Origin of the sequence: Bradyrhizobium canariense (assembly GCF_019402665.1) — a bacterium.
Classification (GTDB): domain Bacteria; phylum Pseudomonadota; class Alphaproteobacteria; order Rhizobiales; family Xanthobacteraceae; genus Bradyrhizobium; species Bradyrhizobium canariense.
In genome coordinates this window covers 242,170-267,707 of record NZ_VSST01000019.1, presented here as the reverse complement: position 1 = coordinate 267,707, position 25,538 = coordinate 242,170, and the positions used below count along the sequence as shown (strand labels likewise).

Genomic DNA, 25,538 nt, shown 5'->3' with positions numbered 1-25,538 from the left:
GCTCCAAGAGCGCAGGCGGAAACGTTCCCGCTGTCGAGAACATCGAACATTGAAAGTTGCTGATGGGCACAGCGCTACGCGCGGCCCCCTAGGTAACTTGCCGCCCGTCATTCCGCGAGGCCGGGCTGCCAGACCGCCGACGGCGCAGGCGCGGCAGACGTTTGCCGCGCGCGGCCGTGCCATTCGAGATAGAATTTCGCCGCCCAGATCGACGCTGCGGCGACTGCGATTCCGCCGGCGACGTCGATGATGTAGTGCGCGCCGATCACTGGTGTCGCCGCGATCATCAGCAGATTCAGCGCGGCCGCGATGCCGCCGAGGCCGCGCACCGGCCACAGCGCCCACATGTAGAGCACGGCGGATGCGGCGTGGAAGCTCGGAAACGAGACGATGCCGGCGAGAAAGAACAACCGGAGCTCGTGCAGGCTACCGTCGCGAAGCGCGAGGATGTCGCGCAACTGCCCGGCATAGACCGCGGTGTTGATTTCGGGAAAATGCGCGGCGGACAGCTGCAGCCCCCAATAGGTGCCGATCGCGGGCACGATGGCGGAGATCGCGATGGTGACCGCGAGCGCGAGGCTCATCGCGAGCATGAACAATTGCAGCCGCATATAGCGCGCCGTCAGTGCCAGCACGACGGGAATGCCGAGCAGCGGCAATTTGATCAGCCCGTATCCGCGAGCCAGGCTGTCCGCGAGCCAGGGATGGTCGTTGACGTATCGCGCGATCGGTTCGGGATCGAGGCCGAGTGCACGGTCGATCGCAAGCAGTGCTTGGTCCTGCAGTGGCCAGTTCAGCTTGGCCGCGACATAGCTGAGCGGTCCGACGATGGCGCAAGTGAGAATGATCTGTCCGATCGTTCCGAGCGAAAACAGCAACTTCGGGTCGGCAAGCTCGCCTTTGAGGATGCGGTGGCCATAGGCCAGCGCGAGCAGGAGTGCAGCGACTGCCAGCGTCACGCCGTAGGCGACCGGTTCGAGGCTCAGGCCAGTGAAGGGGAGGCCCAGCGCCAGCAGGCTGCCCATGGCTGCGATGGGAAGCCAGTTCAGGTGGAAGAGCTGCCAGGCGGTCCGGGCGTCCGTGTCGACCATGCTGCACCGAGGTGGGATCGCAATACCGCAGCACAGTCGCGGAGCAGGTTTAAGATGGCGGTAACGATCGTGGTTACCCCTTCACCAAAGCAGTTCGCGAGGTTTTTAGCTGTTTGAGCTCGCGCTTTTTTTTGGCGTGACGCTTCATGCATTTGCACCTTGTCATCCACTCTGAATAGTTGTTCAGTCCTTGCGGGGCGATTTGCGACATCGGTGACGAAGCGTTCGGCCGCAGGGCGTGCGGCCGGCGTGTGGGACAGGAAGCGCGCCATGGTTTATCGGCGGACGCATCAAGTGGTGAAGCGCCTTGCGGCCCGGCGCAGTGCGATACTGGCGGCGGCGCGGGAGGCGGCGGCGGAAGGCGGGATGGCGGCGGTGCAGATTGCGCCGGTCGCGGTTCGCGCCAGCGTCGCTGCGGGTACGGTCTACCGCTACTTCCCCTCCAAGGCCGATTTGATCTCCGAATTGATCGCCGAAGTCTCCCGCGACGAGCTCACGGCGATCCGGCGAGCCGCCGATGCGGCGCCGGGGCCGTCCTCGGCGCTGGCGGCCGCGGTGACCACCGTAGCGGTCCATACCCTGTCGCAGCGCAGGCTCGCCTGGGGCATCCTGGCCGAGCCGGTCGATGTCGATGTCAGCGCTTCACGCCTCGCCAGCCGGCGCGAGATCGCGGGTGAGATGGCCTCGCGCATCGACGCCGCCGTGCGCGCCGGCCACCTGCCGGCGCAGGACACCGCGCTCGCCGCCACCGCGCTGCTCGGCGCCTTGCACGAAGCCCTGGTCGGACCGCTTGCGCCGGATAATCTCGAAGATCCCGCCAGGATGCGCGATGCCGTGCAGACCGTGACGTTGCTGGCGCTCCGCGCGGTCGGCGTCATGGACGCCCGCGCCAGGGGTCTCGTTGTGCAGCAGACGCTGCTGCCGACCGCGAAAGCGCTGGTTGGGGCCTAAAACGTCCGCCTGATCGACCGAGGGACCCGATCGCGCCCAGGCCATTGCCCGAATTCGCCTTTGCGAAAAACCCCAGCACATTCGCCGGACCAGCCTGCTACTGTGCATGGGGTTGTTTTCGACATTTTTTGTTTGCCGCGTGCTGGCGAACCTAGATATTCGCTTCGCCCTCGGGGCCGACCGAGGCGATGCGCACCATGTTGGTGGTGCCGGGGATGCCGAGCGGCACGCCGGCGACGATGATCACGCGTTGGCCGGCCCGGACGAAGCCATCGCGGAACGCGATCTGGCCGGCGCGGCTCACCATGTCGTCCTGGTCGCGCGCATCTTCTGCCACCACGCAATGCACACCCCAGACCACCGACAGCCGGCGTCCCGCAGCGACGTTCGGCGTGATCGCCACGATCGGCGGCTTCGGCCGCTCGCGCGCCACGCGCACGGCGGTCGATCCCGAGCTGGTCCAGCAGATCAGGGCCGGCAGGTCGAGCGTCTCGGCGATCTGCCGCGCGGCGTCCGCGATGGCATCGCCGGCGGTGGCTTCCGGCGCGGGGCGCTGTGCGGTGATGACGGAGCGATAGATCGGGTCGCGCTCGACCTCCTCGCCGATGCGGTTCATGGTCGAGACGGCCTCGACCGGGAATTTGCCGGCCGCCGATTCCGCCGACAGCATGATGGCGTCGGCGCCTTCGTAGACGGCGGTGGCGACGTCGGAGACCTCGGCACGGGTCGGCACCGGCGACTGGATCATCGATTCCAGCATCTGGGTCGCGATCACCACCGGCTTGCCGGCGCGCCGCGCCATGCGCGTCATCTGCTTCTGCAGGCTCGGCACGCGTTCCAGCGGCAGCTCGACGCCGAGGTCGCCGCGCGCCACCATCAGGGCGTCGGAGGCGTCGATGATGTCGGCGAGGCGATCGATCGCCTGCGGCTTCTCGATCTTGGCCATCACCGCGGCGCGGCCGCGGATCATCTTCTTGGCCTCGAGCACGTCATCCGCGCGCTGCACGAAGGACAGCGCGATCCAGTCGACGCCGGTGACCAGCGCCGCTTCGAGGTCGGCGCGGTCCTTCGGCGTCATTGCCGAGACCGGCAGGTCGGTGTCCGGCAGGCTGACGCCCTTGCGGTCGGACATCCGGCCGCCGACCACGACGCGCGTCACCGCGTGGTCTTTCGAGGTCTCCTCGGCGATCAGGCGCACCTTGCCGTCGTCGAGCAGCAGCGAATGGCCCGGACGCAGCGCGGCCAGGATCTCCGGATGCGGGAGTTGGACGCGGGTTGTGTCACCGGGTGCCTTGTCCGAATCGAGCGTGAAGGTCTGGCCGTTCTGGAGTTGGACCGCGCCTTCGGCGAAGGCACCGAGCCGGAGCTTTGGTCCCTGGAGATCGACCAGAATGCCGATCGGTCTGCCGTAGCTGCTCTCGACGTTGCGGATCGTCGCCACCAGCTCCCGCATCTTGTCATGCGGGGTGTGGCTCATGTTGATGCGGAACAGGTCGGCGCCGGCCTCGAACAGGCGGCGGATCATCGCAAGGTCCGAAGAGGCGGGTCCAAGCGTCGCGAGAATCTTGATACGGCGAAGACGCCTCATGGCTTATTTCCAGACGGGGGCGAGGGAGCGGGCGGGAGGCCAGGCGCGGCGGGGGGCGTACCACCGGGGGGGCCATTGGGCAAACCGGGAACCCCCGGGCCAACCGGGCCGGGCATTCCCGGCACGCGCTGCTGTTTTGACGGCTGCTCGTTGGCATCGGTGAGCTGCACCGTCCAGGCCCGCTGCTCGCCGGTATCGACCTCGAAATAGCCGGTGCGGTCATAGCCCCGTGCAAGGCAATCCTCGGTGCCGCGGATGGTGAACTCCTTGTCGCGCGAGCACATGAAGGCCTGGCCCGACCATTCGCCGCCGCGGTCATAGTCGATGGCGTAGATGTAATAGAAGCGGGCCACCAAGGTTCCCCGCAGCAGGGTCTCGCAGGAACGGGACGAGATGTTCCACCAGCCTTCGGTGGTCCAGCCCTCGGCATCCTTGTAGCCGAGCGCGATGCCGACCCGGCTCGATGTGTTGTTGCAAAGCCGGAAATCGGCGGAGGCCGGGCTGGCCCAGAGGCACAGCAGGCCGACCACCAGCACCGGGACCAACCGGGCGAGCAGGCGAAAGGGGGAGCGGGGAGATTCGGCGATCATTGTCGCGGAAGCTATATCAGATCATTGACGATTTGGCGTAGGGCCCGGGAACTGCCCCGAAGCCGGCTTCGCGCCCGTTTGCGCCGCGATATGGCAAAATCTGTGACAGGCCCCACCTGATCTCGTAAGGGTGACCCATCCAGGTCACAGCCAATTTCGCAAAGCCGAGGGATCCAGCCATGGCAATCGACGACAAAACCAGAACGGAACTCGAGGCTGCCGCTTTCCGGCGCCTGGTCGATCATTTGAAGACGCGGACAGACGTCCAGAATATCGACCTGATGAACCTCGCAGGCTTCTGCCGCAACTGCCTGTCGAACTGGCTTAAGGACGCCGCCGACGCCCAAGGCGTCGCCTTGAGCAAGGACGAGAGCCGGGAAGCCGTCTATGGCATGCCCTACGAGGCCTGGAAGTCGAAATACCAGGGCGCCGCCACGCCTGAGCAGCTCGATTCCATGAAGAAGGTTCATCCCGGGCACTGAACGGTCTCGCCGGCAGCCCGATATGCACTGCCCTTGAGTCGCATCACACAACAGCTTTCTTCGACGCGCCGAAGGAAGGTGTGGGCGCGCTGTGGACGAGCGCGATGCTGCCTTGAACGCGAGAGGTCCGAACCCTAAGGGTCTAACCAGCACGCGCGGTGAGGATGCCGGCGTCACCTCGTTTTGCCAGTTCCATTGGGAGTACCAAGATGGCCACCTCCGCCGCCGTCCGCGACGACGAGCCCGCGACGAAATTTGCCAAGGACCAGCTCAAGTCCATCATCGAGCGCATCGAGCGGCTGGAGGAAGAGAAGAAGGCGATCTCCGACGACATCCGCGACGTCTTCGCCGAGGCCAAGGGCAACGGCTACGACGTCAAGGCACTGCGCACCATCGTGCGCATGCGCAAGCAGGACCCGAACGAGCGCGCCGAGGCCGAGACGATCCTCGAGACCTACATGCAAGCGCTGGGGATGATCTGAGCCCGGTGTCGTGTCCTGGCGAAGGCCAGGACCCATTATCCCAGGGAGCAGTTTGGCGAAAATTCGTCGCTTGGTATCCGTACCGCGTGAGCCAGATGGATCACGCGGTACGGATCCTGGCTTTCGCCAGGACGACGACAGAGATTTTGGTAACGGCGCGGCTTATCAGCCTCAGCGCAGCGAAGCCGTCCGCATGACGAAGGACGTTGTCTCGAGCTTGGCGGTGGCGGTGCCCGAGAAACTGTCGCAGGACAGGCCCTGCATCGGATCGTCGGCAAAGCCCATGGCGACCACGGATTGCGGCTTGACGAAGTAGGCGCGCATTGCGGCCGTGTCGAGCTCGCCCATTAGCGTGACCGACATCGCGCGGCTGGCGCTCGGCGACAGCATCACGATCTTGAGCCAGATGCTTTCACCCTTGGCTGCGGAGAGCCGGGTCGCGGTTGCGACCATGCCGTCGACGCGCTTGCCGACCACCGTGTTGATCTCGGTCGCGGGCGCAAGGTTGCGCGACGCGGCGGCGGGACGGGCGGAGCGCGGGATCGGCGCAGAGGCGGCGACGACATTGGCGCGGTCGACCGGGGAGGCGGACGCCGGCGCGTAGGCCAGCGCCTGATAGGCGGCGCTGGACACGCTCGCGGTCGGCTGCGGATCGGTGGCGGCGGCAAGCGCCTGGCGTGCCTTCAGCGCGGCAATTTGGGCCGGCGTCGCCTGCTGCGGCGTGGCCGGGGCGTCCCAGAAGCCGCGGGCATTGATGATGTCGGCGGGCGTCTCGGGCTTGGCGTCAGCAGATTTGCCGGCGGCCGGCTTGTCAGCCACGGGCGCCGGCTTCGACTTGGGTAGCGCGACGATCTGCGCATCGGCCGAGGCGAGCTGAATGGTCGCCGCGACTGACGGCTTGGCGCGCGGCGTCGGCACCGGATCGGCCGGCTTGGTCGCGGCGGCGACCACGGTCGGCGCGACAGGCTTCGCGGCCGGAGCGGGCGCGCTCTCGTCATCCTCGTCGTTGCTTGTGGCGGCCGGAGCCGGCTTGCCCTTGAACAGGGCGGCAAAGAAATTCGACTTGCTGCCTGAATCCTCGCCGCTGCCGCGCCGCTCGATCTCGGCCTTGGCAAGCTCATAGCCCTTCAGCGGCGTGCCGTCGGTCGGAACATGGACGGTGCGTCCGTCCGGGAAGACCCTGGCGAGCTGGTCATGCGTCATGCGCGGCCAGTGCCGGATGCTGCCGGTGTCCAGATGCACGAAGGGCGAGCCTGAGGTCGGGTAGAAGCCGACGCCGCCGCGCTGGAGGCGCAGGCCGGCGAAGCGGATCTGCTCCAGCGGCACGTTCGGGATGTAGAAGTCCATCGCATGCCCCAGCATGTGCTGGCTGAAGCGCGCCACGCCGGCGGAGCGGCGGCGGAGCATGGCGTTGGTGGCGGGCGAGCGGTAGGAGGAGATGATCTGGATCGGCTGCTTGGCATCGACGTCGCGATAGACTTCCCAGAGGATGTCGAACAGGTGACGGTCCATGACCGTCTCGTCCTGGGTACGCCAGTCGCGCAGGAAGTGGTTGAGCTGCTTCAGCGCCGTTTCGTCGTAGCGTCCGTCACGCTTGAAGGTGACGGTGAGGTCTTCGCCGGAATGGGTGTGGTGGAAGGAGAGCGTCTTGGTCTCGTTGAGCGCGGCGGCGTCATGAACTGAACCCGCGGCAGCAAGCAGCAATACGGCAGCGAGGCCGATCCTGGAACCGGCCTTCACTCCCGCATGGGACAACGACAGCACAGCGAATTGGCGTGCGATTCCAGTCAGCACGTTAGAGCCCACCCAGTCGACGAGCGTTCAAAATGGACTCTCCCGCTAACCCCGTTAGCGCGCGAAAGAGGATGAACGCTTTGTTAAAGCGAGAAGGTTAATTCGAGGTTGACCTTCCCGCCCCCAAACCAAGTCAGATCGCGAACCTAACCGGGTGAGTGTGGCAAAAAAACGCCCGCTGCCCGAGGTCAGGGGGAGAATGGTTAACGTTAAGCGACCCCATCCAAAGGATGAGGCCGCTGATTTTATTGCAGAATTTCAGGAAATCAGGCCCTGGGGCGGGCTTGGCTCAGCGGGTGAACACCCGCTGCTGCTGCGGCCGGCGGCCGACCGGTGCCGGCGGTGGGGTGGGCGCTCCGAACAGCCGCTCGAAGAAATTCGGGCCGGACGAGCCGCCATTGTTGGCCGCCAGCACGCCGTTCGGCAATGTCGTTGCCGGGCGTGAATAGCTCGGCTGGGAGTGGGCGACGACGTTCTCGAGATCCTTGCCGCGACCGTTCTTCAGGATGTTGATCATGGTCGCGTCGCGGCCATAGACGTCCTTGCGGAATTGCAGCTTGCCGGCATCGTCCACGAATGCGGTCTGATAGGTGATGTTGACCGGGATCGGGGTCGGGAATTTCAGGTCGATCTCGCTCTTGCCGTACATGCTGCGCACGCGCTCCGGCGTGTACTTCTCGTTCGGCATCGCGATGTTGAGCAGGACCGAGGCGTACTGATCCGGGTTCTGCACGCGCATGCAGCCGTGGCTGAAGGCGCGTTCGTCCCGGGCGAACAGGTTCTTGTCCGGCGTGTCGTGCTGATAGACCAGGAACTTGTTCGGGAAATTGAAGCGGATGCGGCCGAGCGCATTGGCTTCACCGGGCGGCTGCGAGATGTGGACCGAACCATCGCGGTTCTGCTCGAGCTTGAGGCCCATGCGCTGGAGCACGGTCGGGTCCTGCTGAAGCGCCGGCAGGTATTCGTTGTAGACGATCGACGGCGGCACGTTCCAGGTCGGATTGACCGTGATGTACTTCATCGTCTCGGTGAGCAGCGGGGTCGCATGTGTGCCGGGCTTGCCGGTGACGACGCGGGTGGTCCAGACCTGCTGGCCGCGCTGCATCACCTTCAGCGTGTAGTCGGGAATGTTGAGGATGACGTAGGCATCGCCCAGCGAGGGAACGCCCAGGTCGCGCGGCAGCCAGCGCCAGCGCTCCATGTTCACCAGCACCACGTCGATCTGCTTGTCGCGCTTCGGGGTGTTGATCGCCTTGACCGTCTTGTCGTCGAGGATGCCGGTCGCCTTGAGCTCGGCGCTGTTCTGGAATTTGCGCACGGCTTCTGCGACTGCCGCGTCATAGCGAGTATCGTTGGCATTCTCGGCGATGCCAAGCTTGGCCCGCAGCTGCGGCACGCGCGGATCTTCGACGACGATTTCAGCCTGCTTCTTGCCGGCCGGCGTGTATTTCAGCGTTGGACCATCGGCGATCTCGATCACCGGGCCGTTGCCCTGGCCGCGGAGCTCCGCGAGCTTCGCCTTCAGCTCCTTGTAGAGCTTCTGCGGCGGATTGTAGCTGTCGAGCGCCGCGGAGGCGTCCGCTGCGGTCGTGACCTTGGCGAGCACCTCGTTCGGATCGACCGGATGCTCGGGGTAGAGGATGTCGCCGCTGACCTGCGACCAGTGCATGCGGCCGCTCTGGGCCTGACGCGCATAGTCGAACATGCTGGCGGTGAGCTTGAGCTCGGCATTGGCGAGCGCATCGGGTGTCGTGGCGGCTGCGAAGTCCGGCAGCGGGTAATCGGCGGGATTGAGACCGTCGGACGCCGCGTCCTTCAGCCGTGCGATCACGCCCTTGGCCGCAGTGGTCAGGTTGCCGGCCTGGGTCCAGACCGGTGCGAAGTCGCGTGCGCCGTAAAACTTCTCGATCGCCGCGCGTTCGTTCTTACGGTCGAAATAGCGCGAAGCGTTGGCGCCGATGATGTCCTTGAGCTTGTCGGCGACCGGCTGGTCGGCCGCGGGAACGTTGCTCGCGGCCTTCACCGGCTCCGAGGCCGGAGCAGCAGCGGTGGCGGGCGCGGCCGGCGTTGGGGTCGCCGTGTCGGCCTTGGCAGGTTCGGACTTGGCAGGCTCAGTCTTCGCCGTCTCGCTCTTCGTCGCCTCGGCGGCGGGCGTGGTGGCGACGTCGGAAGGCTTGGTCTCGACCTTGTCCGGCGCGGGAGCGGCTTCGGCCTTCACGGGTTCCTTGACCGGCTCCTTTGCCGAGTCCTGAACCGTGGCGGTGGTGTCGAGCTTGATGTCGGATGCGGTCGGGGGCGGGACGTTTGCGGGTTCGGGGCGCGGGATTGCGGCTTCGATCGCGAGCTCGGCAGCGCTGCTGCGCGCTTGATCCTGCGCCAGGGCCGAGCTGGCCGATACCGTGAGGAAGGTTGCCGCGACCGTCATCAAGACACGGTCGAAGCCCGCACGGTGGTTCAAACAGTCACGCATTGTGTCGCACCCCTTGGGTGAACTGTCCCCCGTGGAACAGCTTCGTTATCGCCTATTGAGCTTCGGCTAAACCGCGCCGGCCTCTCGAAAGTTGCACGCCTGCACGCAACGATTCCTACGCAGACGATATACAGGCCCCGATTTCGCGGCCAGCGCTACCCGGGACAACTCACGACAAACTGACTTCAAGCAAGCCGGTTGGCAACGGATTGTGCGCTTCTGCCACGCGCTTTTCCCTGTGTCTGTCACTTCCAAGTCACGGTCGAGTCACGGTTCACGTCGCAGTCGAATTCCGTCGTCATGCGAACGGCTTACAGTCCTCTCGCGGCGCCCGGACGAACCTTCGTTCGCATCAGGCTCAGTGCGTCTCCTCACCGTTTTTGCCGCCATGGCCGGGAACTCCGGCTTCATCGAGTTTGCGGTAGAGGGTGGACCGGCCGATTTTGAGGCGGCGGGCGACCTCGGACATCTGCCCGCGATAATGCGAGATCGCGAAACGGATGATCTCGTTCTCGATCTCCTCCAGCGGCCGGACGTCGCCGGTCGCGGTCAGCATGGAGAGCGCACCCGCCACGGGCAGCGGCGCGATCGGTATTTCATTACCCGATACCACGGAGGGGGCCGCGATCGGCTCCAGCATCAGCGGCGCGGTCGGAATGTCTGTTCCCGGATGCGGCTGCGAGGCGATCAGGGGGAAGTCATCAAGGCCAAGCTGATCGCCGTCGCTCATCACCACGGCGCGGTAGACCGCGTTTTCAAGCTGGCGGATGTTGCCGGGCCAATCGAGCTGGGCGAGGTGCGCAACAGCCTCGCCGCTGATGCCGGTGATGGGGCGGTTCTCCTCCGCGGCAAAGCGGGCCAGGAAATGCCTGAGGAGATGTGGAATGTCCTCGCGCCGGGCGCGCAGCGAGGGGATCGTCAGCGGCAGCACGTGCAGGCGATAGAACAAGTCTTCCCGGAAGTGGCCCTGCTTGACCCGCTCAAGCAGCCTGCGGTTGGTCGCCGAGATGATGCGGACGTCGACCTTCACGGGTTTGCGGCCGCCGACCGCCTCGACCGCGCCTTCCTGGAGCGCGCGAAGCAGCTTGACCTGCGCGCTCAGCGGCAGCTCGCTGACCTCGTCCAGAAACAGCGTGCCGCCATGGGCTTCGACGAACTTGCCGGTGTGGCGTTCGGTGGCGCCGGTGAAGGCACCCTTCTCGTGACCGAACAGGATGGATTCGACGAGGTTGTCGGGGATCGCGCCGCAGTTGACGGCGACGAACGGCTTTGCCTTGCGCTCGCCGCTGCCATGAATGGCGCGCGCGAACATCTCCTTGCCGACGCCGGACTCTCCCTCGATCAGCACGGGGATCGAGGAGTTTGTTGCTTTCTGCGCCGCGCGCATCACGCCCGCCATCGCCTCGGCGCGGGTGATGATGTCGGAGAAGGTCAGCCGGCCCTCGCGGCTATGACGGATGCGCTGCAATTCGCCCTTGAGCGCGGACGAATTGAGCGCGTTGCGAAGAGAGACCTGGAGCCGCTCCAGGCCAACCGGCTTGACCACGAAATCGGCCGCGCCCGCGCGCATCGCCGAGATCACATTGTCGATGCCACCATGGGCTGTCTGCACGATGACGGGGATGCTGAGACCCGCTTCGCGGATTTTCGCCAGGACGCCCATGCCGTCGAGGCCGGGCATCACGAGATCGAGGATGACGCCGTCGATGGCCGCGTCAGGGGCGGTGAGGGCGGCGATCGCCGCATCGCCGGAGTCCACCACGATCGTCTCATAGCCGCATTTCTGCACCATGTTTTCGACCAGCCGGCGGGCTACAGCGTCGTCGTCGGCGATCAAAATACTGGCAGCCATGGTGTTCCCCGCACGCTACTACTATCTGTCTCGAATCGGGGCACTCTGGCCGAAGCCGATTAACGCACTGTTAAACCCTGATGCCCCCGCCCGCCGTTGCGATTGTTGAACACAGGTTTCCCACACAATGAATTCGCGCTCCAAGCCTGCAGTTAAGAAGTCCGCCATCAGCAAGCCCGCTCTTCGCAAGCCGAACACCAAGACATCCGCAGCCAAGGCAAAACCCTCCAAGCGTGCACCCGCCAAGCCTTCGCTTGCCAAGCCTTCATCCGCGAAGCCTGCGAGCAAGACCGGCAAGCTTCCGGAGTGGAACCTCGCCGACCTTTATTCCGGGATCGATGCGCCGGAAGTGGCGCGCGATCTCGCAAAGATGGATGCCGATTGCGTCGCGTTCGAGACGGACTACAAGGGCAAGCTCGCAACAGGAACAGCAAAGGAAGATGGCGGAAAATGGCTCGCTGAAGCCGTCCGACGCTATGAGGCGATCGACGACCTCGCCGGCCGGCTCGGCTCGTATGCCGGCCTCGTTCATGCCGGCGACAGCGTGGACCCCAAGATTTCAAAGTTTTACGGCGACGTTTCCGAGCGCCTGACGGCGGCATCGACGCATCTGCTGTTCTTCGCGCTCGAGCTCAATCGCATCGATGACGATATTTTGAACCGCGCGATGCAGGCCGCCGAGCTCGCGCACTACCGTCCCTGGATCGAGGATCTGCGCAAGGAGAAGCCGTACCAGCTCGACGACAAGCTCGAGCAGCTCTTCCTGGAGAAGGCGCAGACCGGCTATTCAGCCTTCAACCGGCTGTTCGACCAGACCATCTCGGGCCTGCGCTTCAAGGTCGGATCCAAGGAGCTCGCGATCGAGCCGACGCTCAATCTGTTGCAGGACCGCGACGGCGCCAAGCGCAAGGCCGCGGCGGAGGCGCTCGCAAAGACCTTCAAGGCCAATGAGCGCACCTTTGCGCTGATCACCAACACGCTGGCCAAGGACAAGGACATCTCCGACAGCTGGCGCGGCTTCAAGGACGTCGCGGATTCCCGGCATCTGAACAACCGCGTCGAGCGCGAGGTGGTGGATGCGCTGGTCGCCTCGGTGCGTGCGGCCTATCCAAAATTGTCGCATCGCTACTACGCGCTGAAGGCACGCTGGTTCGGCAGGAAGCGCCTGGCCTATTGGGACCGCAACGCGCCGCTGCCTTTTGCGGCGACGGACGTCATCGGCTGGGGCGACGCGCGAAGCATGGTGCTCACCGCCTATCGCGGCTTCTCGCCAAAGATGTCCGACATCGCCGAGCGCTTCTTCACGGACCGCTGGATCGATGCGCCGGTGCGCCCGGGCAAGGCGCCGGGTGCCTTCTCGCATCCGACCACGCCATCCGCGCACCCCTACGTGCTGATGAACTACCAGGGCAAGCCGCGCGACGTGATGACGCTCGCCCATGAGCTCGGCCACGGCGTGCATCAGGTGCTGGCGGCCAGGAACGGCGCGTTGATGGCGCCGACGCCGCTGACGCTGGCGGAGACGGCAAGCGTCTTCGGCGAGATGCTGACCTTCCGGCGGCTGCTGGCGCAGACCAGGAGCGCAAAGCAGCGCCAGGCGCTGCTCGCCGGCAAGGTCGAGGACATGATCAACACCGTGGTGCGGCAGATCGCGTTCTATTCCTTCGAGCGCGCGGTCCACACCGAACGCAAGAACGGCGAGCTCACCGCGACGCGGCTCGGCGAGATCTGGCTCTCGGTGCAGGGCGAGAGCCTCGGGCCGGCAATCGAGATCAAAGCGGGCTACGAGAACTACTGGATGTACATCCCGCATTTCATCCATTCGCCGTTCTACGTCTACGCCTATGCGTTCGGCGATTGTCTGGTGAACTCGCTCTACGCCGTCTACGAGAACGCGGCCGAAGGCTTTGCCGAGCGCTATCTCGACATGCTCGCCGCCGGCGGCACCAAGCATTATTCCGAACTGTTGCGGCCGTTCGGCCTAGACGCCAAGGATCCGAAGTTCTGGGACGGGGGCCTGAGCGTCATCGCCGGCATGATCGACGAGCTGGAAGCGATGGGCTGAGGCGAGCCGTCTTCGGCGCTGCAGCGAGCGGGTTGGGTCGGCCGTCCGAATGTCCCGTTGTTCCAACGAGGGGCGGGGCGGGTTGTATGGTTCCCGCCCTGCACATTGAACGTTTGTGCCTGGGGCCAGACTAATTCTTGCAGGCGGGTTCGACCTGCAATGCAATCTATGATTGTTGATCGGCGTGGTGTGCTCGGCCAGGGAGGCGAACATGGCCAGGATCAGTGCCCCAGACCCCAAGGTGGAGCCGCCACGGGCTGTCGAGGAACAGCAGCTGTGGGGGACGCAGCACCGGAAGATCGTCAAGCGCGAGCTCGCAGCCATCAACAACCGCCGCCGCGCCCAGGGCGTGGATCCCGTCGCATACCCTGGCGACGAAAAGGCGATCGACACGGTCGGCCTTGCGCTGTCAGGCGGGGGGATCCGATCCTCCGCAATCTGCCTCGGCGTCTTGCAGGCTTTCAATCACCACGGGCTGATCAAGCACATCGACTATCTGTCGACCGTATCCGGCGGCGGTTACACCGGCTGTTCGTTCACGGCGACCATGACGCGGGCGCAGAATTTCGTCTTCGGAAGCACGCCGACACCCGGAGCCGAGAGCGCCAATGAGATCAGTGACACGCCTGCGGTGGGGCATATCCGGAACTACTCGAACTACCTCGTTCCGGCCGGCGCGCGCGACCTGATCACCGGCGTCGCAATCGTCGTGCGTGGGCTCGTTGCCAATCTGAGCCTGACGCTGCCGGTCGTACTGCTCGTTGCCGTGATCACGATCCTGTCCAACGCCGCACGCTCATCACTCTATACGACCAATTTCTTCGGGCTGAGCGTCGACGACACCAGCAATCTTGGTCCCCTCTCCAGCCTGGGATTGATGCCTGCCTTCTTTCTTGGCGGCCTTGTTGCCGCCTTGCTGCTTTTGTTGGTCGGGCGCCTTTTCAAAGTCGGGCGGCGCGAGCTTTTTCGCTACCTGGCCGGTCTTGCGTTTGCGCTGGGACTCATCTGCGCGATCGCCAGCTGCCTGAACGTCGATCACTTTGGCCTTTCGCTTGCAGCGCTCCTGCTCGGCCTCGTGCTTTTCTTCGGCTGGGCCGTGCTGCGCTCGATTTCATCGACCAAGGGAGGTGAATTCCGCGGCTATCCGTCGACTGTCGGCGCGACCTATCTCGTTCTGCTTGCCGCCATCTGCTTCTTCGAATTCCAGCCCTTCATGATCGCCCAGATGTTCGATGTCGCCGACGCCAACACGGTTCAGTCCGGCGGCATCATTGGGGGCGTTGCAATCAAATGGCTCCAATCGCTTGCGGCCATCACTGCGCCGGTTGCGGCGGCCGTCACGCTGTTCCGGCAGCAATTCGCCGACCTGCTGAAGGGCGCCGGCGCCTCGGACCTTGGCTCACGCCTGCTCGCCCATGCGGCGAAAGCAGCCGTGCTTGTCGCGGGACTGGCGCTGCCCTTACTGATCTGGGTCGGATATCTCTATCTTTGCTATTGGGGCATCGCGAACGACAAGACGCTCGACGCCGCCTACCGCCAATATCCCATGATCGAGGAGTGGGGAGCGGCTGGCGTGCAACCCGTGCCGCCCGCGGCCGGTGTCGACGTCAAGGGAAATGTCCAGTTCGACTCGGCGACGCGCAAGCTCTCGGCCGAGATCACCAATGGCGAAGCGAAGGTCGTCGCCTCCAAGCCGGTGGGGCCGATCTCGCACATCCCCGCATGGCTGTTTTCTGTTGCATCATTGCAGTCCCCGAACACATTCACTTGGTCGAAGTACCAGTTCGGCAACAGTGTCAGCTGGCGGATGGTGCTGCTCTACTTCTTGTCGGGCTCGGCCCTGTTCGGCCTGTCGTGGGTTCTCGGGCCGAATGCCAATTCGTTGCACCGGCTCTATCGTGATCGCCTCAGCAAGGCCTTCTTGTTCAATCCGCTCTATTACGCCGACGGGGAGCCGTCGCGGAACATGCCGAGCCTGGACCAGGGGAGGGATTTCCTTCCGCTCGACGAGGAGAAGCTGAGCGGTTTGCTGCATCAGTTGGTCTACGGCGCTGATCCAGCGGGAGCGATGACGGTCACGACATCGAAAAAAAGCAGCCTGGCCTCGCCATATCCCATCATCAACGCCGCGCTGAACATCCAAGGATCCGATTTCGCCAATCGGCGGGGACGGAACGCTGATTTCTTCATATTCTCGCCGCTGCACGTCGGCAGCGAGGCCACCGGCTATGCGAATACACCGGCCTTCGAGAAGGTCGCGCCGGGCCTCGATCTTGCGACCGCGATGGCGATCTCCGGGGCCGCCGCTTCGTCGAACATGGGCTCGGGCTCGATCCGCTCACTGACCCCGACCCTGGCGCTCCTCAACGTGCGCCTGGGGTACTGGTTGAAGAACCCGCGCTGGGTCTCGACAAAGGACAAGCCGCAGCACCACTCGACCCCTTTGTTTCTATGGTCTGAGATCTCGGGCCGGCTTTACGAGAATGCCGATGCGGTCTACCTGACGGACGGCGGACACATCGAGAATCTCGGCGTCTACGAGTTGTTGCGACGACGCTGCAAGGTGATCATCGCGGTTGACGCGGAAGCCGATGCGCCGATGAATTTCTCATCCTTGGTGACGCTGCAGCGCTATGCGCGCATTGATCTCGGGATCATCATCGACCTGCCGTGGACGCCGATCCGCAACACGACGCTCGAGTGGATGAAGTGCAACGCCACCAAATCCCCGGCCGCGGCCCGGCGCGCGGCGAGCGGACCGCACATGGCGGTCGGCACCATCGACTACGGCTCGGGGGAAAAGGGGCACCTCGTGTACATCAAATCGTCCCTGACCGGAGACGAGAACGACTACATCCGCGACTATGCACGCCGCAACGACACCTTCCCGCACGAAACCACCGGTGACCAGTTCTTCTCGGAGGAGCAGTTCGAGGTCTACCGCGCGCTGGGTTTCCACATGACCCACGGTTTTCTCACTGAGGATGCCGGCGCGGATGCGATCGTCGTGAACGTTCCGGGAGAACGCTGCGCAAAGCGAAACTTCTGCGACAGCAAGGTGGAGCCGATCGGCGCAGTCCGCCGTGCGCTCGGTCTGCGCTGAGAGGCATTCGGCTCGTGGCGCCGGAGACCGCCCCCAACGGGCGGACCACCGGTCCGAGCGGGATTCCGCCAATCGGAATTCCAAATGACCCGATTTGCCGGGAAACCGCGCCTCCGTGCCGTTGCCCTGCCCGAAAGTTTGCGGTATCCCAGCCATGAAATTCGACTTTCGACTGGGGACAATTCATGGCTGACCATAGCGAAGTGGCGTACAGCACCGCCGACGGCAACGACTACGTTGCCCACGAGCAGACCTACGAGGGCTTCATCAAGCTGGTGAAGTACGGCACGGTCTCGGTCGCGCTTATCGTGATCCTGATGGCGATCTTTCTGACCTGATCCATCGCCTGCAGCACCGCCAGCGTCGTCGGTGCCCATAAAATTTGCAATCAAGCCGGATTGAAAACCGGTATCCAACGTTGCGGGAGTAACGCTAAGTTCGCGTGCGCGCTCTTTCCCGCGTCGCCGGAGGGCCTATGAAGATCGCCGTTGCCAAGGAAATCGATCCGTCGGAGCCGCGGGTCGCCGCTTCGCCGGATACGGTGAAGAAGTTCAAGGCGCTGGGCGCCGAGATCGCCGTCGAGCCGGGCGCCGGCCTCAAGTCGGGTCTGCCGGACTCCGAATTCACCGCCGTGGGCGCCACCGTCAGCGCCGACGCGCTGAAGGACGCCGACATCATCATCAAGGTGAAGCGCCCTGAAGCCTCCGAGTTGGCGCAGTATAAGCGCGGCGCGCTCGTCATCGCCATCATGGACCCCTACGGCAATGAGGCCGCGCTGAAGACGATCGCCGATGCCGGCGTCTCCGCCTTCGCGATGGAATTGATGCCGCGCATCACGCGCGCGCAGGTGATGGACGTGCTGTCCTCGCAGGCCAACCTTGCCGGCTACCGCGCCGTGATCGAGGGCGCCGAGGCCTTCGGACGCGCCTTCCCGATGATGATGACCGCAGCCGGCACGGTGCCCGCCGCCAAAGTGTTCGTGATGGGCGTCGGCGTCGCCGGCCTCCAGGCGATCGCGACCGCGCGCCGTCTCGGCGCCGTCGTTACCGCGACCGACGTCCGGCCCGCCACCAAGGAGCAGGTCGAATCGCTCGGCGCAAAATTCCTCGCCGTCGAGGACGAGGAATTCAAGAACGCGCAGACCGCCGGCGGCTACGCCAAGGAAATGTCCAAGGAGTATCAGGCCAAGCAGGCCGCGCTCACCGCCGAGCACATCAAGAAGCAGGACATCGTGATCACCACCGCGCTGATTCCGGGCCGGCCTGCGCCGAGGCTCGTCACGGCCGACATGGTCAAGTCGATGAAGCCGGGGTCGGTGCTGGTCGATCTCGCCGTCGAGCGCGGCGGCAATGTCGAAGGCGTCAAGGCGGGCGAGGTCGCCGATGTCGATGGCATCAAGATCGTCGGCTACACAAACGTTGCCGGCCGCGTCGCCGCGTCGGCCTCCAGCCTCTACGCGCGCAATTTGTTCAACTTCATCGAAACGATGGTCGACAAGACCAGCAAGGCGCTGGCCGTGAACTGGGACGACGAACTCGTCAAAGCGACCGCGCTGACCAGAGACGGCGCCGTCATCCACCCGAACTTCCAGCCGAAAGCGTAAGGAGAGCCGTCATGGAGCATATTGCACAAGTCGTCGATCCCTTCGTCTTCCGGCTGTCGATCTTCGTTCTCGCCGTCTTCGTCGGCTATTTCGTGGTGTGGTCGGTGACCCCGGCGCTGCATACGCCGCTGATGAGCGTGACCAACGCGATCTCCTCGGTGATCGTGGTCGGCGCGCTGCTCGCGGTCGGCGTCGGCATGATCTCGAGCGGCTCGGGCTGGGCGCGCGGCTTCGGCTTCATCGCGCTCATCTTTGCCTGCGTGAATATCTTCGGGGGCTTCCTTGTCACCCAGCGCATGCTGGCGATGTACAAGAAGAAGGTGAAGTGAGCGGCGTGCACCTCGGGGTGACGAAGACAAAGGGGACCTGAGATGAACGCCAATCTGGCTGCAGTTCTGTATCTCGTGGCGGGTGTGCTGTTCATCCTGTCACTGCGCGGGCTGTCCAGCCCCGCCTCATCGCGGCAGGGCAATTTCTTCGGCATGATCGGCATGGCGATCGCGGTCGCCACCACGCTGGCCAGCCATCCGCCGGCGGACGGCCTCGCCTGGATCCTCGTGATCCTTGGCATCGCGATCGGCGGCAGCGTCGGCGCGGTGATCGCCCGCCGCGTGCCGATGACCTCCATGCCGGAACTGGTCGCCGCCTTCCATTCGCTGGTCGGCATGGCCGCGGTGCTGGTCGCCGCCGGTGCGTTCTACGCGCCGGAGGCCTTCGACATCGGCAGCCCCGGCAACATCCATCCGCAGAGCCTGGTCGAGATGTCGCTCGGCGTCGCCATCGGCGCGCTGACCTTCACCGGCTCGGTGATCGCGTTCCTGAAGCTGTCCGCGCGGATGAGCGGTGCGCCGATCATCCTGCCGTTCCGCCACATCATCAACATCGCGCTCGCGATCGCCCTCGTCGTCTTCATCGTCGGGCTGGTGATGTCGGGCAGCGCGCTCGACTTCTGGCTGATCGTCATCATCGCGCTGGCGCTCGGCGTCCTCATGATCATCCCGATCGGCGGCGCCGACATGCCGGTCGTGATTTCGATGCTGAACTCGTACTCGGGCTGGGCCGCGGCCGGCATCGGCTTCACTCTCGGCAATTCCGCGCTGATCATCACCGGCGCGCTGGTGGGATCGAGCGGCGCGATCCTGTCCTACATCATGTGCCACGCGATGAACCGCTCTTTCATCTCGGTCATCCTCGGCGGCTTCGGCGGCGAGACCGCGGCGGCCGGCGGTGGCGGCGGCGAGCAGAAGCCGGCCAAGCTCGGCTCGGCGGATGATGCGGCCTTCATCATGAAGAACGCGCAGAAGGTCATCATCGTGCCCGGCTACGGCATGGCGGTGGCGCAGGCTCAGCATGCGCTACGCGAAATGGGCGACGTCCTGAAGAAGGAAGGCGTCGAGGTGAAATACGCCATTCACCCGGTCGCCGGCCGCATGCCCGGCCACATGAACGTGCTGCTGGCCGAAGCGAACGTGCCCTATGACGAGGTGTTCGAGCTCGAGGACATCAACTCCGAATTCGCGCAGGCCGATATCGCGTTCGTGATCGGCGCTAACGACGTCACCAATCCGGCCGCCGAAGAGGACAAGACCTCGCCGATCTACGGCATGCCCGTGCTCCAGGTCTGGAAGGCCGGCACCGTGATGTTCATCAAGCGCTCGCTCGCTTCGGGCTATGCCGGCATCGACAATCCGCTGTTCTATCGCGACAACACCATGATGCTGCTCGGCGACGCCAAGAAGGTCACCGAGAACATCGTCAAGGCGATGTAGCGCGGAGGCAAGCGGGCCATTGCCAAAGCGACGCGCGAGCAGCGCGTCGTATGGCACACCGCTCACTGGGCGGCGTGCGGCCGGCGCGCCTCCCGCGAGGTCATGAAATTGCTGCGGAGCCGGTGCAAAGCCTTGACGGGGGCCGGGCCGTGTCATCATGACCATCGTCAAGTGGATCGCCATCCTGCTCGTGACCGTCTATTGCGCCGGTCTCCTCGTGCTGTATGTCAGGCAGCGCGAGATGCTGTTTCCGATCCCGCCCGTCGGTCGCACCGCGCCGGATGCCGCAGGCCTCCCTGAGGCCGAAGAGCACGTCCTGACCACCTCTGATGGCGAGAAGGTCATCGTCTGGCATGTGCCGGCGAGGCCCGGCCGCCCCGTGATCCTGTATTTCCCAGGCAATGGCGATTATCTCGCCGGTCGCGTCAGCCGTTTCAAGGCCATGACGGCGGACGGCACCGGCCTCGTCGCGCTGTCCTATCGCGGCTATGCCGGCTCGAGCGGGGCGCCGAGCGAGGCGGGCCTGCTGCGCGATGCCGCGGCCGCCTACGCCTTCACCACTGCGCGCTACGCGGCGGAACGAATCGCCGCCTGGGGCTTTTCGCTCGGGACAGGCGTGGCGGTCGCGATCGCCTCGGAGCATCGTGTTGGAAAACTCATCCTGGAAGCGCCCTATACATCGACGGCCGACATTGCAGCATCATCGTTCTGGTTCGTTCCGGTGCGTCTGCTGATGCGCGATCCCTTTCATTCCGACGAGCGCATCCCGCGCGTCACTGTGCCGCTATTGGTGATGCATGGCACCAATGACCTTGCCATTTCGATCGTGTTCGGAGAGCGTCTGTTCGCGCTTGCGCATGAACCGAAGCAGTTCGTTCGCTTTGCAGGCGGTGGACACGACAATCTCGATGCGTTCGGTGCGATTGAAACGGCGAGGCGATTCATTGCTTCCTAGACGACTTGTCGTTCGGCGCGCGAGCGGGTTCATCGCCGCGATCCTCGTCGTGTTGTTGCCACAGCACGCATGGGCTGCGACCGGGCTCGACGGCGCGGCGATGGGCTGGCCCTATGCGCTTCCCTTTGCCGGCCTGCTGCTGTCGATTGCGCTCGGCCCGCTGCTATTTGCACGATTCTGGCACCATCATTACGGCAAGATCGCCGCAGCCTGGTCGCTGCTGGCACTCGCCTCGCTCGTCATCTTGGCCGGGAGCACGGCGACGCTGGCGGCGCTCGTTCACGCCATGCTCGCCGAATATCTCGGTTTTATCGTGCTGCTGTTCTCGCTCTATGTCGTGGCTGGGGGCATTCTCGTGACGGGCGACATCAAGGCGACACCGGCGGCCAACGCCGGCATCCTTGCGCTCGGCACCGTGATGGCGAGCGTCGTCGGCACCACGGGAGCGGCCATGATCCTGATCCGCCCTCTGATCCGCGCCAACCGGCCGCGGCGCTACAACGCCCATGTCGTCATCTTCTTCATCATCCTGGTCGCCAATGTCGGTGGTGCGCTGAGCCCGCTCGGCGATCCCCCGCTGTTCGTCGGCTTCCTGCACGGCGTCGACTTCTTCTGGACCACGCGGACCATCTGGCTGCAGACGGCGATCGTTGCCGGACTGCTGCTCGCGATCTTCGTCGTCATCGACGTCTGGCGCTTCCGTAGCGAACCTTTGTTCAGCGCCGCCGGCGCCGCGAAGCCGGTCCGCATCCGCGGCCTCGTCAACCTGGTGCTGATCGCAGCCATCGTCGCGAGCCTGCTGGTGTCGGCGATGTGGAAGCCCGGCATCGCCTTCGACATTCTCGGAACCAGGCTGGAGCTGGAAGACATCGCCCGCAACGCGGCGCTGCTGGCCATAGCGGCCCTGTCGGTGTGGTTGACGCCGGACGAGCACAGGCAGGCCAACGGCTTCACCTGGGAGCCGATCCGCGAGGTCGCGAAGCTGTTCGCCGGCATTTTTGTCGCGATCATCCCGGTCATCGCCATGCTCGATGCCGGCCATCACGGCGCGTTCGCCTGGCTGTTGTCGGCCGTGACGGCGCCGGACGGCACGCCGCGCGAGGTTGCCTATTTCTGGTTCACCGGTCTGATGTCGGCGTTCCTCGACAATGCGCCGACCTATCTGTTGTTCTTCGAGCTCGCCGGCGGCGACCCGCAGGTGCTGATGCACGAACTCTCGGGCACGCTCGCCTCCATTTCCATGGGCGCAGTCTACATGGGCGCGCTCACCTATATCGGCAATGCGCCGAATTTCATGGTGAGCAGCATCGCCAGCGAGAACGGCATCAAGATGCCGAGCTTCTTCGGTTATTTCGTGCGCGCCAGCGCGGTGCTGATCCCGCTATTCGTGCTGCTGACGCTGCTGCCGTTCGCTCCGATCCTGCGCTGGCATTGAATCCGCCACCCGATTTGCTACTGCTCGCCCAAGATGCGATGAATTTGCGCGAAGCAATTGGAGCCGGTGGATGAGCGCGCACAATCCGATGCCTCGGTCGGCCTGGATCTTTCCGGCGCTGGCCGTGCTGCTGTTCGCGGCCGTCAGCGCGACGGACTACGCGTTCACGCTGTCGTTCGGCGGGCTCGTCTTCGCCCTCGTGCTCCTCGTCATCCTGTTCGGCACGGTGTTTGCCGCGGTCCATCATGCCGAAGTGATCGCCGAGCGGGTCGGCGAACCCTACGGCACGCTGGTGCTGACACTCGCGGTGACCATCATCGAGGTGGCGCTGATCACCACGATCATGCTGGGCGACAAGCCGGCCCCGGAACTGGCGCGCGACACCGTGTTCGCCGTGGTCATGATCGTCTGCAATGGCCTCGTCGGGCTCTGCATCTTCATCGGCGGCCTGCGCTATCGCGAGCAGGGTTTTCAGCTCTCCGGCGCCAACGTTTATCTCAGCGTGCTGTTCGCGCTCGCGACCATCACCCTGATCATGCCGAACTACACGACCACCACGCCGGGCCCCGTCTATTCGGCGGCTCAACTCGGCTTCGTCGACGTGGTCACACTCGCGCTGTATGGGGTGTTTCTCTACACCCAGACCGTGCTGCACAAGGATTACTTCGTTCACGACCGGGCGGGCGGCGGGAGCGGGGAGGCGCATCTGTCGGGGAGGACCTTGGCGCTCAGCGTCGTGCTGCTGCTGATTGCGCTGCTGGCGGTCGTGCTGCTGGCCAAGAAATTCTCGCTGGTGGTCGATGCGGTCGCGGCCAGGATCGGCGCGCCGCCTGCCTTTGCCGGACTTCTGGTCGCGCTCCTGATCCTGCTGCCGGAAGGCGTCGCAGCCGTCTCGGCGGCTCGCAAAAACGACCTTCAGAAGAGCATCAACCTCGCGCTCGGCTCGTCGCTCGCCACCATCGGGCTGACCATCCCGGCCGTCGGTGTCGCCACCTATGCACTCGACAAGGAGCTCACGCTCGGCCTCAGCGGCCAGGGCAGCGTGCTTTTGCTCCTGACCTTCTTTTTGAGCATGCTGACCTTCGGTACGGGCAGGACCAATGTCCTGTTCGGGCTGGTCCATATGGTGGTATTTGCCGTCTACGTGTTCATGGTTTTCGTGCCCTGAACCGGTTTTCCGGATATGCCCCAGGAGAGTTCCGATGCTTGCCGCCGAGTCCGAGGTTCAGGTCGACAATGAGCAGGTTCGGGTGACCGAGTGGCGGCTCGCGCCAAACAGCGCCACCGGGCATCACACCCACGGCATGGACTACGTCATTGTTCCCGTGGTCGCAGGGGAAATGACCATCGTGGCACCCAATGGCGAGCGGTCCAAGGCGCAGCTTGCGGCCGGAAAATCCTATTTTCGCAAGGCCGGCGTCCAGCACGATGTGCTTAACGAAACCGCAACCGAGATCGTGTTCCTTGAGGTTGAGCTGAAGTCGTAAATCCGGCGTACCCCTTTGCCATTGATCCGTCGCAGTTGATCCCTCACTATGCCTCAAAGTTCCCGCATCAGATCGCGCGGGGAGTGGCCGGAATGCTGAAATACATCGCTAAAATCTCGATGGACATCTTCCCCTCGGTGCTCGCAACGATCATCGGGGCATACATCGTTAATCATTACATCAACGCGAAGCCGGCGGCGGATGCACCCGCGGCCGTGATGGCGCCTGCCGACGCTGGCAAGAACGGCAAGCCCGCCGATCTGGCCAACCTGCCCACGCCGGGCGTCAAGGCCAAGGGTATTTCCGAGAAGAAGGTGGCGGACAAGCCGGCGACCGAGAAGGCTGGCGATCAGCCCGCCGCGGAGCCAAAGACTTCTACGGCGGACGTCGCACCGGCCGAGGCCGCCCCGCGCGGCAAGCCGTCCGCGCGCGAGAAGGCAGTCGCCAAGTCCACCCCGGTCGTCAGTGCACCCGTTCCCGCCACCCCGGTGGTGGAGGCCAATTCGGCGCCGGCTGCTGCCGCACCGACCGCAACCCCCGACGCCAACGATCTCGTGCGCGCCGCGATCGAGCGCCTGCGCAAGTCGCCTGAGGGTAAAGCCGTTGAGGCCAAGTCGGTTGAGGCCAAGTCGGTTGAGACCAAGTCTTCGGAAGCCAAGGCGCCCGAGAAGACTCAGGAGCCTGCGGTGCGCGAAGTCGCTCGCAGCCCGGAGGCTCCGCGTATCATCCCCTTGGATCAGTCAACGGTGCGTCCGTTGCCGCCGCCGATCACGGTCTCGACGCCCGCAGCCGAGGCCTATGGCGATGGCGGCTCGTCGCAGGCGAACCCGCCCTACACGGCCTCGGTCGGCAACGAGAACCCGAATCGGCTGACGCCGCCGGCTGACATTCCTGTCCCGATGATCGCGCCCCCGCTCGATCTGCGCGCCGATGCCGGCGCGTCCATGCCGCGGCCGAAGACCAATGTCGCCGACGACATGCTGTCGGGCGTCAAGTCCATGTTCCACTCCGTTCTGCCGAAGGGCGTCACCCCGGATTAAGACGGCGCCTGCGGCTTCGCCAGAATCGTCAGCCGCCGACGCGGGCGAGGCCGCTGCGGGCGGCATCGTCGCGTGGACGAAGCGAGACCGCCTTGGTGTAGGACGCCGCCGCCTTGGTCCTGTCGCCCAGCCGTTCATAGGCCTGGCCGCGTATGGTCCAAACTTGGGCATTGTGGGGATCGGCCTCGGAAGCCTCATCCAGATCGGCCGCGGCCTCCTTGGCCTTGCCGAGGGCGAGATAACTGTTGGCGCGGCCGAGCAGCGGCTCGACCTTCTGCGGGTTAAGGCCGCTCGCCGCGCTGAAATCGGCGATCGCGAAATCGTGCTGGTTCTTGCCCTGGTAGATCAGGGCGCGGCCATAGAGCGCCTGCGCATTGTAGGGATCGAGTCCGACCGCGTGATTGAATTCATCGAGCGCGGCCGCCGTCTCGCCGGACTTTGCCAAGGCTTGGGCCTTTGCTGTATGGGCCTGGGCTTCGCTGACATTGCCGGCGCTGACCACATTCTCGGCGGTCGTGGCCGCCTTGGGTGCCTCCTGCGGCTTTTCCTTCTCCGGCGTCAGCGATCCCAGGTCGAAGGAGCAGCCGCACAGCGAAATCCCCATCAAGGCCAGCGCAAATGGCTGCAGCAAGATCTGGCGTAACCGCGCCAAGCCGCGCTTGGGGAAAGGGGAGGCCATCTACGGTTCGCTCGCGCTAGTGCCGCATCGGGAGTGCCCCATCCCAGGAAGGCACTGCTCACAAAACAATAACGCGGGCCAGGGGCCCGCGTCATCGAAAAC

At 64.7% G+C, this 25,538-nt stretch carries 21 protein-coding genes; 14 read left to right on the top strand and 7 right to left on the bottom strand.

The genetic code is table 11. From position 1 onward, the window contains the following. Window positions 1–107 precede the first annotated feature (107 nt). On the bottom strand, window positions 108–1,091 hold the full coding sequence (locus FXB41_RS10460) for a phosphatase PAP2 family protein (RefSeq protein WP_219681697.1): 984 nt from the start codon (window positions 1,089–1,091) through the stop codon (window positions 108–110). A gap of 270 nt (window positions 1,092–1,361) precedes the next feature. Here FXB41_RS10460 and FXB41_RS10455 point away from each other — a divergent pair, with 270 nt between their 5' ends. Further along, window positions 1,362–2,042 (top strand): TetR/AcrR family transcriptional regulator, encoded by a 681-nt coding sequence (locus FXB41_RS10455; protein ID WP_007596290.1) that lies wholly within the window; start codon window positions 1,362–1,364, stop codon window positions 2,040–2,042. 151 nt (window positions 2,043–2,193) lie between these two features. On the opposite strand, the gene pyk is transcribed toward FXB41_RS10455, so the two are convergent. Together pyk and FXB41_RS10445 are read right to left on the bottom strand one after the other, a co-directional pair. Then, a complete protein-coding gene (gene pyk / locus FXB41_RS10450) occupies window positions 2,194–3,630 on the bottom strand; it encodes a pyruvate kinase (RefSeq protein ID WP_007596289.1) in 1,437 nt (478 codons plus the stop codon). Then, complete coding sequence (locus FXB41_RS10445; protein ID WP_007596288.1) at window positions 3,627–4,220, bottom strand: DUF1036 domain-containing protein; 594 nt, start codon at window positions 4,218–4,220, stop codon at window positions 3,627–3,629. Before FXB41_RS10445 ends, pyk begins: the two co-directional genes overlap by 4 nt. A 179-nt stretch (window positions 4,221–4,399) precedes the next feature. Here FXB41_RS10445 and FXB41_RS10440 point away from each other — a divergent pair, with 179 nt between their 5' ends. Continuing rightward, complete coding sequence (locus FXB41_RS10440; RefSeq protein WP_219681696.1) at window positions 4,400–4,702, top strand: DUF1244 domain-containing protein; 303 nt, start codon at window positions 4,400–4,402, stop codon at window positions 4,700–4,702. 209 nt (window positions 4,703–4,911) lie between these two features. Then, window positions 4,912–5,184, top strand: coding sequence for a DUF2312 domain-containing protein (locus tag FXB41_RS10435; RefSeq protein ID WP_007596286.1), 273 nt, complete (start codon window positions 4,912–4,914; stop codon window positions 5,182–5,184). Between the two features lie 171 nt (window positions 5,185–5,355). Here the strand turns inward: FXB41_RS10435 and FXB41_RS10430 are convergent, their stop codons facing one another. The 3 genes from FXB41_RS10430 to FXB41_RS10420 all read right to left on the bottom strand — a co-directional run bounded on the left by FXB41_RS10430 (window position 5,356) and on the right by FXB41_RS10420 (window position 11,300). After that, window positions 5,356–6,978 (bottom strand): peptidoglycan L,D-endopeptidase MepK, encoded by a 1,623-nt coding sequence (locus tag FXB41_RS10430; RefSeq protein ID WP_311985818.1) that lies wholly within the window; start codon window positions 6,976–6,978, stop codon window positions 5,356–5,358. Between the two features lie 289 nt (window positions 6,979–7,267). Beyond that, on the bottom strand, window positions 7,268–9,448 hold the full coding sequence (locus tag FXB41_RS10425) for a L,D-transpeptidase scaffold domain-containing protein (RefSeq protein ID WP_219681694.1): 2,181 nt from the start codon (window positions 9,446–9,448) through the stop codon (window positions 7,268–7,270). A gap of 358 nt (window positions 9,449–9,806) precedes the next feature. Further along, window positions 9,807–11,300: a sigma-54-dependent transcriptional regulator gene (locus FXB41_RS10420; RefSeq protein WP_219681693.1), complete on the bottom strand. Its 1,494-nt coding sequence runs from the start codon at window positions 11,298–11,300 to the stop codon at window positions 9,807–9,809. Between the two features lie 127 nt (window positions 11,301–11,427). Here FXB41_RS10420 and FXB41_RS10415 point away from each other — a divergent pair, with 127 nt between their 5' ends. The 11 genes from FXB41_RS10415 (at window position 11,428) to FXB41_RS10365 (ending at window position 24,757) form a co-directional block, all read left to right on the top strand. Beyond that, a complete protein-coding gene (locus FXB41_RS10415; protein WP_007596282.1) occupies window positions 11,428–13,365 on the top strand; it encodes a M3 family oligoendopeptidase in 1,938 nt (645 codons plus the stop codon). Between the two features lie 211 nt (window positions 13,366–13,576). Then, the gene (locus FXB41_RS10410) at window positions 13,577–16,468 is read left to right on the top strand and encodes a patatin-like phospholipase domain-containing protein (protein ID WP_219681692.1); all 2,892 of its coding nucleotides are present in this window, start codon (window positions 13,577–13,579) and stop codon (window positions 16,466–16,468) included. Window positions 16,469–16,653: 185 nt separating this feature from the next. Continuing rightward, window positions 16,654–16,806 carry an aa3-type cytochrome c oxidase subunit IV gene (locus tag FXB41_RS10405; protein ID WP_007596280.1) on the top strand — a complete coding sequence of 51 codons (153 nt, stop codon included), beginning with the start codon at window positions 16,654–16,656 and terminating at the stop codon, window positions 16,804–16,806. A gap of 137 nt (window positions 16,807–16,943) precedes the next feature. Next, a complete protein-coding gene (locus FXB41_RS10400; RefSeq protein WP_219681691.1) occupies window positions 16,944–18,071 on the top strand; it encodes a Re/Si-specific NAD(P)(+) transhydrogenase subunit alpha in 1,128 nt (375 codons plus the stop codon). 11 nt (window positions 18,072–18,082) lie between these two features. Next, complete coding sequence (locus FXB41_RS10395) at window positions 18,083–18,400, top strand: proton-translocating transhydrogenase family protein (RefSeq protein ID WP_007596278.1); 318 nt, start codon at window positions 18,083–18,085, stop codon at window positions 18,398–18,400. Window positions 18,401–18,442: 42 nt separating this feature from the next. Beyond that, complete coding sequence (locus FXB41_RS10390; protein WP_007596277.1) at window positions 18,443–19,840, top strand: NAD(P)(+) transhydrogenase (Re/Si-specific) subunit beta; 1,398 nt, start codon at window positions 18,443–18,445, stop codon at window positions 19,838–19,840. Between the two features lie 157 nt (window positions 19,841–19,997). Then, window positions 19,998–20,795 carry an alpha/beta hydrolase gene (locus tag FXB41_RS10385; RefSeq protein ID WP_007596276.1) on the top strand — a complete coding sequence of 266 codons (798 nt, stop codon included), beginning with the start codon at window positions 19,998–20,000 and terminating at the stop codon, window positions 20,793–20,795. Continuing rightward, a complete protein-coding gene (locus FXB41_RS10380) occupies window positions 20,749–22,230 on the top strand; it encodes a sodium:proton antiporter (RefSeq protein WP_219681690.1) in 1,482 nt (493 codons plus the stop codon). The genes FXB41_RS10385 and FXB41_RS10380 overlap by 47 nt, the downstream gene beginning before the upstream one ends. Window positions 22,231–22,300: 70 nt before the next feature. After that, the gene (locus FXB41_RS10375; protein WP_007596272.1) at window positions 22,301–23,398 is read left to right on the top strand and encodes a calcium:cation antiporter; all 1,098 of its coding nucleotides are present in this window, start codon (window positions 22,301–22,303) and stop codon (window positions 23,396–23,398) included. Between the two features lie 34 nt (window positions 23,399–23,432). Continuing rightward, a complete protein-coding gene (locus tag FXB41_RS10370) occupies window positions 23,433–23,717 on the top strand; it encodes a cupin domain-containing protein (protein ID WP_007596270.1) in 285 nt (94 codons plus the stop codon). A gap of 92 nt (window positions 23,718–23,809) precedes the next feature. Beyond that, on the top strand, window positions 23,810–24,757 hold the full coding sequence (locus FXB41_RS10365; RefSeq protein WP_219681689.1) for a hypothetical protein: 948 nt from the start codon (window positions 23,810–23,812) through the stop codon (window positions 24,755–24,757). 28 nt (window positions 24,758–24,785) lie between these two features. On the opposite strand, the gene FXB41_RS10360 is transcribed toward FXB41_RS10365, so the two are convergent. Beyond that, the gene (locus FXB41_RS10360) at window positions 24,786–25,436 is read right to left on the bottom strand and encodes a tetratricopeptide repeat protein (RefSeq protein ID WP_007596267.1); all 651 of its coding nucleotides are present in this window, start codon (window positions 25,434–25,436) and stop codon (window positions 24,786–24,788) included. Between the last annotated feature and the right edge of the window lie 102 nt (window positions 25,437–25,538).